The sequence below is a fragment of the Ottowia sp. SB7-C50 genome, from assembly GCF_033110285.1.
Classification (GTDB): domain Bacteria; phylum Pseudomonadota; class Gammaproteobacteria; order Burkholderiales; family Burkholderiaceae_C; genus Ottowia.
Genome location: NZ_CP136995.1, coordinates 3,426,827 through 3,443,314, shown reverse-complemented (window position 1 = coordinate 3,443,314; position 16,488 = coordinate 3,426,827). Strand labels below are relative to the sequence as shown.

Sequence of the window (16,488 nt, the reverse complement as noted above, 5' to 3'; positions counted from 1 at the left end):
GATGCGCTGTCGGCCGGGAATTCGCCCCGGCGGGCGACCTACTTTTCTTTGCTCCGCCAAAGAAAAGTAGGCAAAAGAAAGGCGGCCCCACTGGCCGTGTCCCTTCGCTTCGCTGCGGGCAACCTGCGATGCTCTGGCGCGGGGCGGCGCTGCGGAACTCGCTTTGCGCCTGCGGCGCGCCGCTCAGACATCCGCAGCGAGTCAGAGCACGAAGCGCATGCTTCGCTGCGCCCGCCCCACGCCCTGCGCTTCTCGGCACGGCCAGAGGGGAGTTGAAATCCGCTCGGGCCATCGCTGCGCTCGGCCGTGGATGGGGCCGCGCCGCGGCTTCGCGCGGCGTCGCTTTTTCCCCTCCCTTTTTTGGAGGGCCGGGAGGCCGCCGACGTCAAAAACCATAGCTACCTGCGCTTGCTGCATGAGCGCTCAAGGCACTTTTCTTTCTGAACGCCCGGCCGCCCCTGCCTGCAGCAACGGCCACGGATTCAACGCGCCGTCGGCCCCATAGATGCCATAGTGCAGATGCGGCGGCGTGCCTTGCGCATTGCCGGTGGTGCCGACAAAGCCGAGCAGCGTGCCGGGCTGCACCACGTCGCCCACCGACAGGCCGGGCGCCCAGTCGTCGAGGTGCGCGTAGTAATGCCGCTCGCGCGCCGGCCCCAGCACCCACACCTGCCTGCCGCCCAGCCCGCCGTCGCGGATCGACGCCACGATGCCCACGGTGGCACTGCGCACCGGCGTGCCACGCGGGGCGAAGATGTCGGTGCCCTCGTGCAGGCGCGCGCCGCCGTCGCGCGGGCCGTGCCAGGTGTCGGCGATGCGGCGCGCGGCCACGCCGTCCACCGGCACCGGCAGCGCGACGGGCGGGTCCATGCGGTGGATGTGCCACAGCATGCGCGGGCGGTCCATGAAGGGCTGCTGCCACAGCCAGCCGCCGCCCCACCACAGCACAGCGGCCCAGAGCGCCAGCCACAGCACGCTGCGCAGGCGCCGCGCCCAGGCGCGCGGGGCGGGCCGAGGCTTTGGATTCATTTGTGGCGCCAGCGCATGCTGGGTAAGCGCAGGCAGCTATAAAAAACGAAGCAATGGGCTGGCGCGTCGGCGCGAGGCACCCGCGGGCTCACGCGCCGGTGCCGGTGATCCAGCGCGCCGCCTTCTCGGCCATCATCAGCGTCGGGCTGTTGGTGTTGCCGCTGGTGATCGTCGGCATGGCGCCGGCGTCGACCACGCGCAGGCCGGCGATGAGGCCGCCGGTGCCGTCGCGCACCTGCAGGCGCGGGGTCAGCACGGCCAGCGGGTCGTCGCCCTTGCCCATCTTGGTGGTGCCGACGGGGTGGAAGATGGTGCTGGCGATGTCGCCGGCCAGGCGGGCCAGTTCGTCGTCGGTCTGGTACTGCGCGCCGGGCTTGAACTCCTCGGGCTTGAAGCGCGCCATGGCCGTCTGCGCCATGATGCGGCGCGTGACGCGCAGGCTGTCGGCGGCGACCTGGCGGTCGTCGTCGGTGGCCAGGTAGTTGGGCGCGATGGCGGGGGCGTCCTCGAAGCGCGGGCTCTTGATCTGCACGTGGCCGCGGCTGCTGGGGTTGAGGTTGCAGACGCTGGCGGTGATGGCCGGAAACGCGTGCAGCGGCTCGCCGAAGGCGTCCAGGCTGAGCGGCTGCACGTGGTATTCGATGTTGGGCCACTCGAAGGCGGGCGACGAGCGGGTGAACGCCCCCAGCTGGCTGGGCGCCATGCTCATGGGCCCGCTGCGGCGCAGTGCGTATTCCAGCCCGATCAGGCCCTTGCCCCACAGCGTGCTGGCCAGCTGGTTCAGCGTCTTGCCGCCGGCGATCTTGTAGACGCTGCGGATCTGCAGGTGGTCCTGCAGGTTGGCGCCCACGCCCGGCAGGTCGGCCAGCACGTCGATGCCGTGCTGGCGCAGCAGCGCCGCCGGGCCGATGCCCGACAGCTGCAGGATCTGCGGCGAGCCGATGCTGCCGGCCGTCAGCAGCACCTCGCGCGCGGCGCGCACCTTCAGCGCGTGGCCGCCGCGCACCAGTTCGACGCCGGCGCAGCGCAGGCCACCCTCGCCGCGCTCGATGACAAGGCGCTTGACCTGCGCGCCGGTCCACACCGTCAGGTTGGGGCGCTGCAGGGCGGGCCGCAGAAAGGCCTTGGCCGTATTCCAGCGCCAGCCGGCTTTCTGGTTGACTTCGAAGTAACCCACGCCTTCGTTGGTGCCGCGGTTGAAGTCGTCGGTGGCGGGGATGCCGGCCTGCTGCGCGGCGGCGGCAAAGGCGTCCAGCACGTCCCAGCGCAGGCGCTGCTTCTCCACGCGCCATTCGCCGCCGTGGCCGTGCAGGTCAGAAAAACCAGGTGAATCTGGCCCCTGGCGCTGACCCGCAGGGCGCATGGTGCTATCTAATTTGTAGTGATCTTCGTGCGCCTTGAAGTCGGGCAGGCAGTTTTCCCAGCGCCATTCGTCCTCGCCCGTCAGCGCGGCCCACTGGTCGTAGTCGCGCGACTGCCCGCGCATGTAGATCATGCCGTTGATGCTGCTGCACCCGCCCAGCACCTTGCCGCGCGGGTAGCGCAGCGTGCGGCCGTTCAAGCCCGCGGCGGGTTCGGTCTGGTACAGCCAGTCGGTGCGCGGGTTGCCGATGCAGTACAGGTAGCCGACGGGAATGTGCACCCAGTGGTAGTCGTCCTTCTGGCCCGCCTCGATCAGCAGCACGCGCCGGGTGGTGTCGCGCGACAACCGGTTGGCCAGCAGGCACCCGGCCGTGCCGGCGCCGACGATGATGGTGTCGAAAGTGAGGTCGCTCATGCGCGCAAGTCTCCTGCGCGCCAGCATGCCATAAAGGCGGGGCGTCGCAGTGCATCGTGGCGGCGATGCACCGTTACCGTGGCCAGCTCATGGGTGGTGACACGCCGTTGGCCCTCACCCCTGCCCTCTCCCAGAGGGAGAGGGAGTTTTCTTGCTTCGCGGCTGCGCTGCGCCAGTGCGCCGGTCGTGGATTCCCGCCTGCGCGGGAATGACGCAGCAAGCGCCGCGCAGCAGGCGCCCCCCCCCATGGCCGCGGAGCAGGCCAAGCGGGAACGCCGCGGAGCGGGCTTGGCCCGGCCGCCAGCGTTGTCCCCCCTCCGGGGGGAAGGCGCGCAGCGCCACAGGGGGGATGTCATTTCACAGGCAGGAACGCCAGCAACGGCGCCGCCAGCAGCCCCTGCACATAGCCGATCACCGCGCGCCGGTAGCGCTCGGTGGTGTAGGCGGCCAGCAGGTCGAGCCGGCCGATGATCTTGCCGAACTCGCGCTCAAAGCTCAGGTTGCGGTTTTCGCCCACGATCTCGTTGGCCAGCAGCAGCGGCTGGCCTTGCGCGGTGCGGCGCGTGTTCAGCACCCACAGCGCCACTTCCATGTTGCGCGCGGCGTTGTAGATGTGCTGCGGATCGACCCCGTCAAGGTAATAGAACTCGCGCTTGCCGCCGTGCGCCGTGACGATGGTGTCGGCGCAGGCCAGCACGAAGGCGGCCACGCGGTCGCCGTGGAAGTCGGGCGTCAGCGCGTGCGACAGCGCGCCCACGTCGCGCCGCCCCTGCAGCGGCGCCCACGGCTGGCCGGTTTGCATGGCGGCTTCGACCTGCGCCAGCGCGGCCTCGCGCGTGGCCGCCGTCTTGCGCCATTCGGCCGGGTTGCGGCGGTACAGCTTGTCGGCCAGCGTCAGCAGGCTGCGCTGGTTGGCGACCATGGCGCTTTGCGCGAAGCGGTTGCCTTCGCTCTGCAGCAGCTCGGCGGCATTGAAGTCCTGCCCGCGCACTTCGCCGCGCGAGGTGGGCGCGTCGCTGGCGCAGCCGGCCAGCCACAGGCATCCGGCCGTGCCCAGTGCCGCTAGCGCCGCGGGCAAAAAAAAATCCGCCCCGACGCAAGCCGCGGGCGGATGGGCGTGGGGCGGCGTCGCGCTCAGACGGCCAGTTGCTCGCCCTTGGCGCCGCTGGCGCCGGACGTGGCTGGCTTGTCGCCGCTGGTGCCGAACGTGATGTCACCGGAGATCTGGCCCCCTTCCTCGATCACGATCTTGCCATAGCGGACCTTGCCCGTGACCTTGCCGGTGGCAAAGATCACCAGTTTCTGGCGCACCGTCAGGTTGCCGTCAAACACGCCATGCACTTCGGCGATGTCGATCTCGGCCGAGCCCTTGAACGAGCCGGGCTCGGAAATCTGGATCACGCGGGAGTTGACGGTGGCTTCGACCATGCCTTCGACCAGCAGCGTGTCGCAGTCGGTGATCTCGACGCCCTTGAGCTTGATGTTGGGGCCGACGGTCAGCTTGGCGCCGCTTTCCGGCACGGCGGGCGTCGCCGGTGCGACCGGCGTGGCCGCGGGCGCGTTCACCGGCGCCGAGAACGGCTGCGCAGCCGCGCCGGGCGAGCCGGCAGACCCGAGCGAACTGGTGCCGCCGAGCGTCGAAACGCCGGGGGTGCGGGGAGGGGTGGGTTCGTCGCGCTTGCCGAAAAACGGTCCTTGCAGTGCCATGCTTGCTCCTTGTGACAATCTTCAATCCTAACGTCAGCGGCCGGCCGTCCTGCGCACACAAGACGAAAAGAACGTAACCATCCCCTCGCCGCCGCGTGCGCACGAGCGGGGAAGGGCGGATCAACAAGAGCGTCCGGCCTACATCAAACTCAGCGCGGGGCGCCGGCCGCGCGCCAGCGAGGCGGTACGATGCACCGCTGCCGACTGGCGGGCGTGGCTGCGCGCTAGCCCCGCTGCGGCTGAGCCGCCGATTTCATTCCTGCTACCGCTCCACGCATGCCCGATTCCTTTCCGCGCATCGACACCCGGCAGACCGCCGAAGGTCTGTCGGCGCTGGTGCTGGGCGAATGGACGGCCGCGCGGCTGACGGCCAGCGGCGCATGGCGCCAGGTCGGCGCGGGACTGGGCGGGCTGGGCCCAGTGGCGGCGTGGGACCTGCGCGAGGTGCGCGCGCTCGACCACCTGGGCGCGCTGGCGCTGTGGGACCACTGGGGCCGGCGCTGGCCGGCGCGGCTGGAGACCGACCCCGAGCAGCGCGCCGTGCTGGAACGCGTGGCCGCCTATCCCGATGCCGTGCCGCCGCCGTCGCGCAAAGGCTTGGCCCAGCGCATCGACGCGCTGGGCAGCGGCGTGATCCAGGCCGCGCTGCAGGTGCGCGACTTCACCACGCTGATGGGCCAGCTGCTGCTGGACTTTCTGCGCCTGCTGCGCGCGCCGCAGGGGGGGGCCGTGGCGCGATTTTTCGGGCCACCTGTACCGCATCGGCGCACAGGCGCTGCCCATCACGGCGCTGGTCGGCTTCTTGATCGGCGTGGTGCTGGCCTATCTGATGAGCCAGGTGCTGCGCCAGTTCGGTGCCGAGACTTTCATCGTCAACATCCTCGGGCTGGCGCTGATCCGCGAGTTGGGGCCGCTGCTGGCGGCGGTGCTGATTGCCGGGCGATCCGGCTCGGCCATCACGGCGCAGATCGGCGTGATGCGTGTGACGGAGGAACTGGACGCCATGCGCGTGCTGGGCATCGCGCCCGGCTTTCGGCTGGTGCTGCCGCGCGCGCTGGCGCTGGCCATTGCCATGCCACTGATTTCGGCGTGGACCACGCTGGCCTCGCTCATCGGCGGCATCCTGGCGTCGGACATCACGCTGGGCATCACGCCCGCCTATTTTTACGAAGCCCTGCCCAAGGCCGTGCCGCTGGCCAACCTGATGCTGGCCAGCGCCAAGTCGGTGGTGTTCGGCGTGTCCATCGCGCTGATCGGCTGCCACTACGGCCTGCGCGTCAAGCCCAACACCGAGAGCCTGGGGCAGGGCACGACGGCGTCGGTGGTGGCGTCGATCACGGCGGTGATCCTGATCGACGCATTGTTCGCGGTGCTTTTCAAGAAGGTAGGCATGTGAACACGCTCGCCGACACTTCCATGCAAGACGCCGCGCTGCACACGCCGGCCGATGCGCTGGCCGACGCCGCCCCGCCGCTGCCCGAGCATGGCGAGCCGATGATCGAGGTGCGCGGGCTGTGGAGCGTGTTCCCCAAGCCCGGCGGCGGCCAGGTGGTGGTGCACAAGGATCTGGACCTGACCGTGTACCGCGGCGAGGTGCTGACGCTGGTGGGCGGCTCGGGCACCGGCAAGACGGTGCTGCTGCGCCAGATGCTGGGGCTGAACACGCCGGCCAAGGGCAGCATCACCGTGCTGGGCCAGCCGGTGCAGAAGCTGCAGCGCGCCGGCGCCGCCACGCGCGTGGGCATGCTGTTTCAGCAGGGGGCGCTGTTCTCGGCCTTCAGCGTGCTCGACAACATCGCCTTTCCGCTGCGCGAAACGCGCGTGCTGCCCGACGCGCTGGTACGCGAGGCGGCGATGCTCAAACTGCAGATGGTCGGCCTGAAGCCCACCGACGCGCAGAAGATGCCGTCCGAGCTGTCGGGCGGCATGATCAAGCGCGTGGCGCTGGCGCGCGCGCTGGCCATGGACCCGCCGCTGCTGATGCTGGACGAGCCCACCGCCGGGCTGGACCCGGACAGCTCGGACGCGTTCGTCGCGCTGCTGCGATCGCTGCACCAGGAGCTGGGGCTGACGGTGGTCATGGTCACGCACGACCTGGACACGCTGTTCGAGCTGTCCACCCGCGTCGCGGTGCTGGCCGACCAGCGCGTCATCATCGCCGCGCCGGTGCCCGAGGTGCTGGCCTTCGACCACCCGTTCATTCACCACTTCTTCCTGGGCGAGCGCGGGCAGCGCGCCATGGAACTGCTGCGCACGCGCCGCGCCTCGTCCCCCGCGGCCACCGCGCCGAAAGGAGCCTGATCGACATGGAAAATAAAGCCCACGCCCTGGCCGCCGGCGCCTTCGTGCTGACGGTGCTGGCGCTGCTCATCGGCATGGCCATGTGGCTGATGCGCGATGTGGCCAACACGACCACCTACGAACTCGTGTCCACCGAAGCCGTCACCGGCCTGCAGCCGCAGGCGGCGGTGCGCTACAAGGGTGTCGCGGTGGGCCGGGTGACCAGCATCGCGCTCGACCCGTCGCAGCGCGGCAACGTCATGATGCGCATCGCCGTCACGCCCAACGCGCCCATCACCCGCTCGACCTATGCCACGCTGGGGTTCCAGGGCGTGACGGGCCTGTCGTTTCTGCAGCTGGACGACGAAGGCACGTCGACCGAGCCGCTGCCGCCCGGCCCCAACGGGCCGCCGCGCATCCCCTTCAAGCCCGGCCTGCTGGGCGAACTGACCGACCGCGCGCAGGCGCTGATCGGCAAGCTGGACGAAACCGCCGACCGCGTCAACCGCCTGCTGGGCGACGACAACCAGGCCGCCATCAGCACCGCGCTGGTCGAAATCGGCCGCAGCGCGCACAGCGTGCAGCAGCTGGCGGCGACCACGCAGCAGACCATCACGGCCCAGTTCGGCCCCGGCAAGACCGACATCCCCGGCCTGGTGCGGCAGGCCAACACCGCGCTCAAGTCGATTGACGGCGCGGCGCAGCAGACGCGGCAGACGGTGGCGCGCTTTGACGGCGTGGCCACCGACGTGAAGCGCGCGGTCGATCAGGTGGCGGGCAAGGGCGGCGTGGTCGACCAGCTGAGCGACAGCGCCAGCACCGTCATCGGCACCACGCTGCCGCGCATCCAGACGCTGACCGAAGACGCCAGCCACACCATCCGGCGGCTTGACCGCATCGCCAACACGCTGGGCGAGAACCCGCAGTCGCTGATCTACGGCGCCGGCGCCATTCCGCCCGGCCCCGGTGAACCCGGCTTTGGCCAGGCCGGCGCCGCCGCGCCCGACACCCCCGCCCAACCCGCGTCCCGCTGAGGTTTGATATGAATTTTGTAGCTACTCGCGCTGGCCGAATGGGCGCTGGCGTCGCTTTTTGCTTGATTTTTGGCGTGCTGTCCGGCTGCGCCCTGCCGCTGCCCGACAAGCCCGTGCGCCCGCAGCCCTACGACCTGGGCCCGGCGCTGCCGGTGGCCGCCAGCGCCGCTCCCAGCGGCCCCGCGCTGGCGCTGGGCGGGGTGGAATCGTCGGCCGCCATCGACGGCAGCAACATCCTCTATCGCCTGATGTACAGCGACGGCGGCCAGCAGCCGCGGCCCTACGCCCTGGCGCGCTGGACCATGTCGCCGCCGCAACTGGTCAGCCAGCGCCTGCGTGAAGCCTTTTCCGCCACGCGCCCGGTGGTCGAGCCGGGCGCCGGTCTGGCCGCCGTGGAAGTACGCACCGACCTGGACGAATTCGCCCAGTTGTTCGAATCGCCCGGCGCCAGCGAAGGCGTGGTGCGCCTGCGCGTCACGGCCATCGCGCCCGCCGCCAAGACGGGCCGCCTGCTGGGCCAGCGCACCTTCACCGTGCGCAAGCCCGCGCCCACGGCGGACGCGCCCGGCGGCGTGGCCGCGCTGCGGGCCGCGACGGACGAAGCGGTGGCGCAGATCGTGGCCTGGGTCAACGCCTTGCCGGCGCCGCGCTGACGGCGGCCCGCACCGATATGGCCGCGCCGCTCGATTTCGATTCGCCCCCGGTGCGCCGGCTGTGCGCCGACCTGGCGCTGGCGCTGCGCGCCGCCGCCCACCACGGGCTGGCCGAGGGCGTCTGCAACCATTTCAGCATCGAACTGCCGGACGGCTCGGGGCGCTTCCTGCTGAATCCGCGCGGCCTGCTGTGGCAGGAAATCCAGGCCGACGACATCGTGCTGGTGGACTTTCATGGCCAGCGGCTGGCCGGCCGGCACGAGGTCGAGCCGACGGCGATGTTCATCCACGCGGCGGTGCACCGCGTCACCGGGCAGGCCTGCGTGCTGCACACCCACATGCCCTACGCGACCGCGCTGACGCTGACCGAGGCGCGCGCGCTCGACACGCGGCTGTCGCAGAACGCCATGCGCTTTCATGGCCGCGTGGCGGCGGACGCCTGCTACAACGGCCTGGCGCTGGACCACCGCGAGGGCGAGCGCATCGCAAAGGCCATGGGCGATGCCGGAGTGTGCTTTCTGGGCAACCACGGTGTGCTGGTCTGTGGCGCGCGCATCGACCACGCCTACGACGACCTGTACTACCTGGAACGCGCCTGCATGGCGCAGGTGCTGGCGCAGTCCACCGGCATCGCGCTGGCCCCGGCCGACGACGCCACGGCGGCGCGCGTGGCCACGCAGACGCTGGGTGAGCGCCTGCAGTCCGAGCTGTTCTTCGAGGCGCTGCGACGCACGCTGTGAGGCGCGTGCCAGCCGATCAGCCCGCTGGAGGCGGCGGCGCCGGCGTGCGGCGGCGGAACATGCCGTAGCCGTCCATCATCAGCACCTGCTCGCCATGCTGGTTGAACATGTCCCACGTGGTGCGCGTCAGCCCGACGTCGGGGCGCGACGCCATGGGACGCGATTCGGTGATGGTCTGCTTCAGCGTCAGCGTGTCGCCGGGGTAGACGGGCTTGAGCCACTTCACCTTTTCCAGCCCCGGTGACCCCAGGCTGCTGGACTCGTGCAGGAAGCCGCGCACCATCAGCCCCATGGCCATGGCGCAGGTGTGCCAGCCGCTGGCGCTGAGTTTGCCGAAGATCGACTTGGCGGCGGCCTCATCGCTCAGGTGGAAGGGCTGCGGGTCGTACTTGCTGGCAAACGCAATCACCTCGTCGTGGTCGACCGTGGTGCTGCCGATGTCGAGCGTGGTGCCCACGGGCAGGTCTTCCCAGAAATACTTGATGTGTTGCTGCGGGTGGTCAGACGGGGCGGAGACAGTCAAGGCAAATCCTCATGTGGTGGAAGCGAACAACGCATCTGGCGCGGCGCGATGCCAGGGCTCCCATGGTCGGGCTTGCCCTGGCCATCGGGAGCGCCCCCGGCGAGGGGGGTGGCGCAACAGCGCGCAGCGCGTGGAGCCTGGGGGTGAGCCACTATCGCGCGCCAGAAACGTCGATCAGGCTCATGGTGGTGTAGCTTGCCGCATCCGACAGCAGCCACACGATCAACTGCGCGACTTCGTCCGCCGTGCCGCCGCGGCCCATCGGCACGCCGGCTTTCAGCTCTTCGACGCGGTTCGGACGGCCGCCGCTGGCGTGGATTTCGGTCTCGATCAGCCCCGGCCGCACGGCGTTGACGCGGATGCCGTGCGGCGCCACCTCTTTCGCCAGCCCGATGGTGAAGGCGTCGATGGCGGCCTTGGCCGCGGCGTAGTCGACGTATTCGTTCGGCGAGCCGAGCCGCGCTGCGGCGCTGGACAGGTTGACGATGCTGCCACCCGCGCCGCCATACGCCGTGCCCATGCGCCGCACGGCTTCGCGCGCGCAGACCATCGAGCCGATGACGTTGATGTCGAACATGCGGCGCCAGCGCGCCACGCTCTGCTCGGCCACGGGCTGGGCGCGGTCGACCACGCCCGCGTTGTTGACCAGGCCCTTGAGGCGCCCCAGCTTGGCGTCGATGCGCTCGAACATGCGCAGCACCTGCGCTTCGTCGGCCACGTCGGCCTGCACCGCCATCGCCGTGCCGCCTTCGGCGCGGATGGCGCGCACCACCTCGTCGGCGGCCAATGAGTTGGCGGTGTAGTTCACGGCCACCGCCCAGCCCTGCGCCGCGGCCAGCCGCGCGGTGGCGGCGCCAATGCCGCGGCTGCCGCCGGTGACCAGAAGGGTCTTGTCTGCCACGCCATGTCTCCTGGTGCAAAAATGACAGGGCATTATTCACGCGGCGCCGCTCCCGCGCACGCCGCAGCCTGAAGGAGACCGCATGAGCCGCACCATCGACTACTACTTCGCCACGCAGAGCCCGTGGGCCTTTCTGGGCCACGAGCGCTTCGTGCAGTTGCTGCGCAGCAGCCGGCGCGACGTCAACGTGCTGCCGGTGGACTATGGGCGTGTGTTCGCCGCGTCGGGCGGCCTGCCCTTGCCCAGGCGCGCGCCGCAGCGCCAGGCCTACCGGCTGGTCGAACTGCGCCGCTTTGCCGATCACCTGGGCATGGTCATGAACGTGCAGCCAGCGTTCTTTCCGGTCGATGGCACGCCGTCGTCGCTGCTGATCACGGTGGTGGCGCAGCACGATGGCATGCCCGCCGCGCTGCGCCTGGCCGGCGCGGTGCTGGCCGCCTGCTGGCGCGAGCAGCGCGACATCGCCAGCAGCGGTACGCTGGCCGAGCTGCTGGACGAGACCGACCTGCCCGCCGAGCGCCTGGCGCAGGCGCAGGGCGCCGACGCCCGCGCGCGCTACGATGCCCACACCCAGGCCGCCATCGACGCGGGCGTGTTCGGCGCGCCGAGCTACGTCGTCGACGGCGAGCTGTTCTGGGGCCAGGACCGGCTCGACTTCGTCGCCCGCAAGCTCGCCTTTTGAGCCTTTTTGCCCGTTTGCGCTTGTATTTATTGCGCAGACAGCTATTGATATAGGAGCAAACACCGATGGGACAGTTCATTGACCTTACCGCCGCCGATGGCCAGAAGATCGCCGCCTACGTGGCGCGGCCCGAGGGCACGCCCAAGGGCGGCGTCGTGGTGCTGCAGGAGATCTTTGGCGTCAACGCCCACATCCGCGAAGTGGCCGACGGCTACGCGCGCGACGGTTATCTGGCCGTGGCGCCCAGCACCTTCCAGCGCGTCAAGCCGGGGGGTTGAGCTGGGCTACACCGACGCCGACATGCAGGAAGGCTTCGGCTACAAGAACGCCGTCGAGGCGCTGCCCGCGCCCGGCGTGATGCAGGACATCCAGGCCGCCATCGACTACGCGGCGTCGACCAGCGCCGGCAAGGTCGGCATCGTCGGCTACTGCTGGGGCGGCCTGCTGACTTGGCGCGCCGCCTGCACGCTGAACGGGCTGGCTGCCGCCGTGCCCTACTACGGCGGCGGCATGACGCAGCCGGCCGAGATCGCCCGCACCCCCAAGGTGCCCGTGCTGGCCCACCTGTCCGACCGCGACCAATATGTGCCGCTCGACGGCGTGGAAGCCTTCAAGAAAGCGCACCCCGAGGTTGAGGTGCACCTGTACCCGGCCCAGCACGGCTTCAACTGCGACCACCGCGGCGCGTGGGACGCCGACGCCGCCAAGCTGGCGCGCGAGCGCACACTGGCGTTCTTTGCACGGCATTTGTCGTGACGGCACAGCGCTGGCTGTGACTTTGCGCGTGCGCCCGCAGGCGTTTGGATCGGTCGGCGCGTGTGCAACAAGATGACGGAGCGCCGCCGCGCGGCGGCTCGTAGGCTGCGTAGCGAACAAGCTTACGGATCTCCAACGCGAACCAGGCAATCGCCCGAACAAATTCCCTAGTCTGTTGGTATGCTGCGAGTGGCGTGCGCCGCCTCTGACGCAGGCGCCTTAGACCTGGGGATTGGAAGAATGACTACGTATGGAAGTGCGAAGCAGAGCCAAAGCAGAGCGGTCGTCGTTGCGCCCGTACGCCGACGGGGTGCTTGGGCTGTGGCTGCGCTTTCGTTGTTGATTGCTGCCTGCGGTGGCGGTAGCGGCGGTGGCAGTGGCTCTGCCGTTCCTTCGACGCCGTTGCCCGACCCCAGAGAAACGTCGATAGCGCCACGGAATGTGACGCAGTGGACCGGGGCGGCACCTGTAGAAGTGCATTCGCTTGCGCCGGCGTCCGACGGGGGTGTATGGGCAGCGGGAATTGTCACCGGACCCTACCCCAAGCCTTTCCTCCGCTACTACGGCTCATCTGCTGCAAGCCGATGCGGGTTGGATGGACTGGCCCCACTGGCAGAGTTGGTCACAAAGCTTGAGAAGCCGCAAGCGTTTGCTGTGGCCAACTCGAGCAAGGGGGTGCTGATCGGGGGTCTGTCACCCACGGGATTTTTCGTCAGTCGCCATTCGGAAGTCGATTGCAGCCTGGACCGATCGTACGGTGAGAACGGCATTACCCACCTTAGGTACCCAAGTCTGGCAACGGCATCACGTGCCTACATGACGGTAGATGGGGCCGGAAAGGTGTTCGTTGGCGGAACGGTGAACGGCCAGATGGCGATATGGCGCCTCTTACCGAGCGGTAGCGTGGACTTGACCTATGGGACCGATGGATTTGCTGCGCCGAAGGTTCCGGACAATTTTTCCGTGGGTGCGCTGGCGGCAGACAACGAAGGGAACCTATTCGCGGGAGGCGCAGTTTCAAAGGTGCTTGGTTTTATCCCGGCCGTGGCCAAGTTGAACCCGGCCGGAGCGCTCGACACCTCGTTTGGTGGTTCCGGTGTGGCTCGCCTGCCGGAGCTCAGCAAAGGTACGGGCTCGATCTGGTCGCTTGTGTGGGACGGTGACCGATTGGTCGTCGCGGGAAACACCACCGACGGCATCACTGCGGATGCATGGCCAGGCAACGACAGTTTCCTGGCAGCGCTCGGTACAAGCACCGGAAGATACATTCCATCATTTGCCAAGAACGGCTGGAGTGTGTGGGATTGGGGCTTCAATGGCTCCAACGTTGTGCTTGCCATGACGAAGAACCGCAAGGGTGGATTCACAACCTGCGGGCACATCATTCGAGGTGCGTTCAAGCAGAGCATTGCACTGGCCGATTTCGACCATGATGGTCAGACCGATGATTCAATCGGCTATGGCGGTCGACGTGTACTCGAAGGAACAGAATTCGCCGGTGAGTGTTTTGCTGTCGCGCAGGCGCGCGGGGGTGAATTGGTGGTCGGTGGAACCGTTAATGCCAGCGGCTATATCGCCAAGGTGGACTGACGCGCGCCTGCCACAGGCCGCAGTCAGCGTGTTCGTGCGGGTGAATGCAGGAAAGTTTTCCCGGATGTGCTGAGTTGTGTCAGGGGACTGGTCCGTCCATCGAAGCTTGTGGCACCGCATCTGCTCGGCAATTTTCACTGTCAGTTGCTTTGCCTCATGGGCGTCGCGTTGCATAGAAAGACACTGTCAGGCTAGGGCATCTCGCTTTCGAGGTGCGCCAGCAGCGCCATCAACGCGGCGCTGTTGTGGCGCCGCTGCATGTAGGCGGCGTACACCCAGAAGTCCTGCGGCACGAACGCGTCCAGCACCGGCACCAGCTGGCCGCGCTCCAGGGCCTCCTGCACCGGCGACCGCGCGACGTAGATCACGCCCAGGTCCATCAGCGCCAGCGTCGTCAGCGGCGCGACGTCGTTCACGTCGACGTGCGGCTGCAGCGGCACTTCGAACGGCCGGCCGCGTTCGACGAAGGGCCAGCGTGCCGGCTCGCCGCCGCGATTGACGTTGAGGATGCGGTGGCCCGCCAGGTCGCGCGGGTGCTGCGGCTGGCCGTGCGCGTGCCAGTAGGCCGGTGACGCGACCACCACGCGGTCCAGCCGCGCCAGCCGCCGCACGATCACGTTCTGGTCGGGGATGGGGCCCACGCGCAGCGCCAGGTCGACGCCGTCTTCCACCAGGTCGAGCATGCGGTTGCTCAGGACCAGGTTGAGCGACACCTCGGGGTAGCGCTCCAGGTACCGGCCCAGCACCGCCGGCAGGCCGGCCGGCACCAGCGCGTGCGGCGCCGTCACCGTCAGGCGGCCGCTGGGGCGCGTCGCGCGCTCCATCAATTCGCTGGTGGTCATCTGCACCAGCTCCAGCACCGGGCCGGACCGGTCGTACAGCAGCTGGCCGGCGTCGGTCAAAGACACCTTGCGGGTGGTGCGGTGAAACAGGCGCACGCCAAAGCGCTGCTCCAGTTGCGCCACGTACTTGCTGACGTTGGCGGGCGACATGTCGAGCGCGCGCGCGGCGGCCGAAAAGCTGCCGCGCCGCGCCACTTCGCGGAAGGCCTGGATCAGGTCGAGGGAGTCCATGCGCCCGATTATTTCTGAAACGGAAACAGTCCATGTCGCGCGCGGTGGTTTTTTCAACGCCGATGAAACCCGAAACTACCTTTCATCGACGCGCTGCACCACAGCCGCCGACCCGAAAAGCCCCGGCCACCAGGCCGACGGCCCGTTCATCGAAACCGCCTTACCGGAGAAAGACCATGACCCGATTCAGCGCCACCTTCGCTTCCGCCGCCGCTGCCCTGCTGCTGGCCGGCAACGCCTTCGCGCAGATGCCCGCCGCAGGCGAAGGCCCGCTGTTCCAGAACGAGACCCGCGTGACGGCCCGCGCCGATGCGCCGGCCCGCGCCCCCGTGTCGATCCAGCAGGTCGCCAGCGGCGAAATGAATGGCGTGGCCGTGCAGGCCGACGACGCCAGCCGCCCGACCCGCGCCGAAGTGCGCCAGCAGACCCGCGAAGCCCTGGCCAAGGGCCAGCGCCCGGCCGTCGGCGAACTCGGCTGATTCAGCGGCGTGCGGCAAGGCCGTGTGCCAGCTTGCTGCGACCCACCAACGTGGCATTTGCCGGGCTTTTTGGGCGTCGGCGTGACTGCTTCGCTTGGCTACGTGCTGCTGCGCGTGCGCCGCTGAATGTGACTGTTCAGCGCCGGCTGCGCGTCAGGTAGCGCCGCCGCTGAAAGATCACCAGGATGCCGACCGCCAGCGCCACCAGCAGCGCCAGCGCGGCCCACATGCCTTCGGTGCTGTGGATCAGCGGCAGGTGCTCGAAATTCATGCCGAAGAAGCCGGTGAACAGGTTCAGCGGCAGGAAGATGGCGGTCACCGCCGTCAGCGTGCGCATGATGTCGTTGGTGCGGTGGCCCTGCGCGGCGAAGTGGATCTGCACCACGGTGTCGGCCGACTGTTCCAGCCGTCGCGCGTGGTGCAGCACGCGGTCGATGTGTTCCATCACGTCGCGTGCGCGGGCCACCAGCTGGTCGCGTCGTTGCTGTGCCAGCGCCGGTTCGGCAGCGTAGCCCGACAGCGGCAGCTCGCGCAGCGTGTCCAGCCATTCCTGCATCGCGTCCTGCTGTTCTTCGCACAGGTCCTGCAGCACGTGCAGGTGACCGCGCGCCTGCATCATGGCGTTCCAGGCGTCGTGCTCGGGGTCGGGCTGCAGCAGCTCGTTCTGTGCCGCTTCCAGGGCGTCCGTCAGGTCCTTGCGCAGGTCCAGGTAGCTGTCGACCATGGTGTTGATCATGCGCAGCGCCAGGTCGGCCGGCCCCTGCGGCGTGCGGTTGCGCACGGCGGCGGCGTCGACGGCCACCTTGGCGTCGGCCGCCAGGCGCTGCACGTAGCTGACGGCCGCGTAGCAGCCGGGCGGGTGCACGCTGATGAGCAGCCGGTCAAACACGGCAAAACCGACGGCGCGCGAATCGATGCGCGAAAACACCTCGGGCTCCGGCGCGGCGGCCGTGCGCGCGGGTGCCCGGTCAACGGCCCGGTCGGCCTGCACCTCGGCCTGCGTGGCCAGCCGGCGGAAGATCACCATGTCGTAGACCGACGTCGAGTCGTAGTGCGACGGATGGGTGTCGCTGGCCAGGTCGTTGACGTGCAGGTCGAGCAGCGCCGAGCCGCCCAGCCGCTGCGCCGCGGCCTGCAGCTCGGGCAGGTGGTGCGCCAAGTCACCGCGGTCGAGATAGATCCAGACGAAGCCGTCGTCCGGCGCGCTGTCCGGCACGGCGTCGGCAAAGCGCATGCTGCCGGCGGTGAATTCGACGATGTTCAT

General features: G+C 69.2%; 15 protein-coding genes and 2 pseudogenes. 9 read left to right on the top strand and 8 right to left on the bottom strand.

Annotated elements, in window-relative coordinates:
• Window positions 1-423: 423 nt before the first annotated feature.
• From R0D99_RS16490 to R0D99_RS16475, 4 genes are all read right to left on the bottom strand, one after another.
• Entirely contained in the window at window positions 424-1,029 is a 606-nt protein-coding gene (locus R0D99_RS16490) for a M23 family metallopeptidase (protein WP_317749250.1), read from the bottom strand.
• 88 nt (window positions 1,030-1,117) lie between these two features.
• Window positions 1,118-2,806 (bottom strand): GMC family oxidoreductase, encoded by a 1,689-nt coding sequence (locus tag R0D99_RS16485; protein WP_317749249.1) that lies wholly within the window; start codon window positions 2,804-2,806, stop codon window positions 1,118-1,120.
• 352 nt (window positions 2,807-3,158) lie between these two features.
• Window positions 3,159-3,884, bottom strand: a complete 726-nt coding sequence (locus R0D99_RS16480) for a hypothetical protein (protein WP_317749248.1) — start codon at window positions 3,882-3,884, stop codon at window positions 3,159-3,161.
• 56 nt (window positions 3,885-3,940) lie between these two features.
• A complete protein-coding gene (locus R0D99_RS16475; protein WP_317749247.1) occupies window positions 3,941-4,513 on the bottom strand; it encodes a polymer-forming cytoskeletal protein in 573 nt (190 codons plus the stop codon).
• Between the two features lie 276 nt (window positions 4,514-4,789).
• Between R0D99_RS16475 and R0D99_RS16470 the strand changes: the two are divergent.
• The 5 genes and pseudogenes from R0D99_RS16470 to R0D99_RS16450 all read left to right on the top strand — a co-directional run bounded on the left by R0D99_RS16470 (window position 4,790) and on the right by R0D99_RS16450 (window position 9,220).
• Window positions 4,790-5,909: pseudogene (locus R0D99_RS16470) on the top strand (MlaE family ABC transporter permease).
• A gap of 98 nt (window positions 5,910-6,007) precedes the next feature.
• Window positions 6,008-6,814 carry an ABC transporter ATP-binding protein gene (locus R0D99_RS16465; RefSeq protein ID WP_317751149.1) on the top strand — a complete coding sequence of 269 codons (807 nt, stop codon included), beginning with the start codon at window positions 6,008-6,010 and terminating at the stop codon, window positions 6,812-6,814.
• Between the two features lie 5 nt (window positions 6,815-6,819).
• Window positions 6,820-7,827, top strand: coding sequence for an MlaD family protein (locus tag R0D99_RS16460; RefSeq protein WP_317749246.1), 1,008 nt, complete (start codon window positions 6,820-6,822; stop codon window positions 7,825-7,827).
• Between the two features lie 74 nt (window positions 7,828-7,901).
• Window positions 7,902-8,480 carry an ABC-type transport auxiliary lipoprotein family protein gene (locus R0D99_RS16455; protein WP_317749245.1) on the top strand — a complete coding sequence of 193 codons (579 nt, stop codon included), beginning with the start codon at window positions 7,902-7,904 and terminating at the stop codon, window positions 8,478-8,480.
• A gap of 17 nt (window positions 8,481-8,497) precedes the next feature.
• A complete protein-coding gene (locus R0D99_RS16450) occupies window positions 8,498-9,220 on the top strand; it encodes an aldolase (protein ID WP_317749244.1) in 723 nt (240 codons plus the stop codon).
• A 16-nt stretch (window positions 9,221-9,236) separates the two neighbouring features.
• Here the strand turns inward: R0D99_RS16450 and R0D99_RS16445 are convergent, their stop codons facing one another.
• Together R0D99_RS16445 and R0D99_RS16440 are read right to left on the bottom strand one after the other, a co-directional pair.
• Window positions 9,237-9,743 (bottom strand): MaoC family dehydratase, encoded by a 507-nt coding sequence (locus R0D99_RS16445; protein WP_317749243.1) that lies wholly within the window; start codon window positions 9,741-9,743, stop codon window positions 9,237-9,239.
• Window positions 9,744-9,894: 151 nt separating this feature from the next.
• Window positions 9,895-10,677 carry an SDR family oxidoreductase gene (locus tag R0D99_RS16440; protein WP_317749242.1) on the bottom strand — a complete coding sequence of 261 codons (783 nt, stop codon included), beginning with the start codon at window positions 10,675-10,677 and terminating at the stop codon, window positions 9,895-9,897.
• Window positions 10,678-10,726: 49 nt separating this feature from the next.
• Here R0D99_RS16440 and R0D99_RS16435 point away from each other — a divergent pair, with 49 nt between their 5' ends.
• The 3 genes and pseudogenes from R0D99_RS16435 (at window position 10,727) to R0D99_RS16425 (ending at window position 13,672) form a co-directional block, all read left to right on the top strand.
• Entirely contained in the window at window positions 10,727-11,326 is a 600-nt protein-coding gene (locus R0D99_RS16435) for a 2-hydroxychromene-2-carboxylate isomerase (protein WP_317749241.1), read from the top strand.
• A 65-nt stretch (window positions 11,327-11,391) separates the two neighbouring features.
• Window positions 11,392-12,082, top strand: a pseudogene (locus tag R0D99_RS16430) (dienelactone hydrolase family protein).
• 591 nt (window positions 12,083-12,673) lie between these two features.
• Entirely contained in the window at window positions 12,674-13,672 is a 999-nt protein-coding gene (locus R0D99_RS16425; RefSeq protein WP_317749240.1) for a hypothetical protein, read from the top strand.
• A gap of 191 nt (window positions 13,673-13,863) precedes the next feature.
• Here the strand turns inward: R0D99_RS16425 and R0D99_RS16420 are convergent, their stop codons facing one another.
• Complete coding sequence (locus tag R0D99_RS16420; RefSeq protein WP_317749239.1) at window positions 13,864-14,745, bottom strand: LysR family transcriptional regulator; 882 nt, start codon at window positions 14,743-14,745, stop codon at window positions 13,864-13,866.
• Window positions 14,746-14,921: 176 nt separating this feature from the next.
• Between R0D99_RS16420 and R0D99_RS16415 the strand changes: the two genes are divergently transcribed.
• Complete coding sequence (locus R0D99_RS16415; protein ID WP_317749238.1) at window positions 14,922-15,224, top strand: hypothetical protein; 303 nt, start codon at window positions 14,922-14,924, stop codon at window positions 15,222-15,224.
• A gap of 136 nt (window positions 15,225-15,360) precedes the next feature.
• Here the strand turns inward: R0D99_RS16415 and R0D99_RS16410 are convergent, their stop codons facing one another.
• On the bottom strand, window positions 15,361-16,488 hold the full coding sequence (locus tag R0D99_RS16410) for a CorA family divalent cation transporter (RefSeq protein WP_317749237.1): 1,128 nt from the start codon (window positions 16,486-16,488) through the stop codon (window positions 15,361-15,363).

What these genes read in the sequence shown, in the direction of transcription:
- R0D99_RS16415 (WP_317749238.1), top strand. Translation starts at nt 14,922, where the DNA reads ATGACCCGATTCAGCGCCACCTTCGCTTCCGCCGCCGCTGCCCTGCTG.
- R0D99_RS16490 (WP_317749250.1), bottom strand. Translation starts at nt 1,029, where the DNA reads ATGAATCCAAAGCCTCGGCCCGCCCCGCGCGCCTGGGCGCGGCGCCTG.
- R0D99_RS16410 (WP_317749237.1), bottom strand. Translation starts at nt 16,488, where the DNA reads ATGAACATCGTCGAATTCACCGCCGGCAGCATGCGCTTTGCCGACGCC.
- R0D99_RS16440 (WP_317749242.1), bottom strand. Translation starts at nt 10,677, where the DNA reads ATGCCCTGTCATTTTTGCACCAGGAGACATGGCGTGGCAGACAAGACC.
- R0D99_RS16465 (WP_317751149.1), top strand. Translation starts at nt 6,008, where the DNA reads ATGATCGAGGTGCGCGGGCTGTGGAGCGTGTTCCCCAAGCCCGGCGGC.
- R0D99_RS16485 (WP_317749249.1), bottom strand. Translation starts at nt 2,806, where the DNA reads ATGAGCGACCTCACTTTCGACACCATCATCGTCGGCGCCGGCACGGCC.
- R0D99_RS16420 (WP_317749239.1), bottom strand. Translation starts at nt 14,745, where the DNA reads ATGGACTCCCTCGACCTGATCCAGGCCTTCCGCGAAGTGGCGCGGCGC.
- R0D99_RS16475 (WP_317749247.1), bottom strand. Translation starts at nt 4,513, where the DNA reads ATGGCACTGCAAGGACCGTTTTTCGGCAAGCGCGACGAACCCACCCCT.
- R0D99_RS16450 (WP_317749244.1), top strand. Translation starts at nt 8,498, where the DNA reads ATGGCCGCGCCGCTCGATTTCGATTCGCCCCCGGTGCGCCGGCTGTGC.
- R0D99_RS16460 (WP_317749246.1), top strand. Translation starts at nt 6,820, where the DNA reads ATGGAAAATAAAGCCCACGCCCTGGCCGCCGGCGCCTTCGTGCTGACG.
- R0D99_RS16435 (WP_317749241.1), top strand. Translation starts at nt 10,727, where the DNA reads ATGAGCCGCACCATCGACTACTACTTCGCCACGCAGAGCCCGTGGGCC.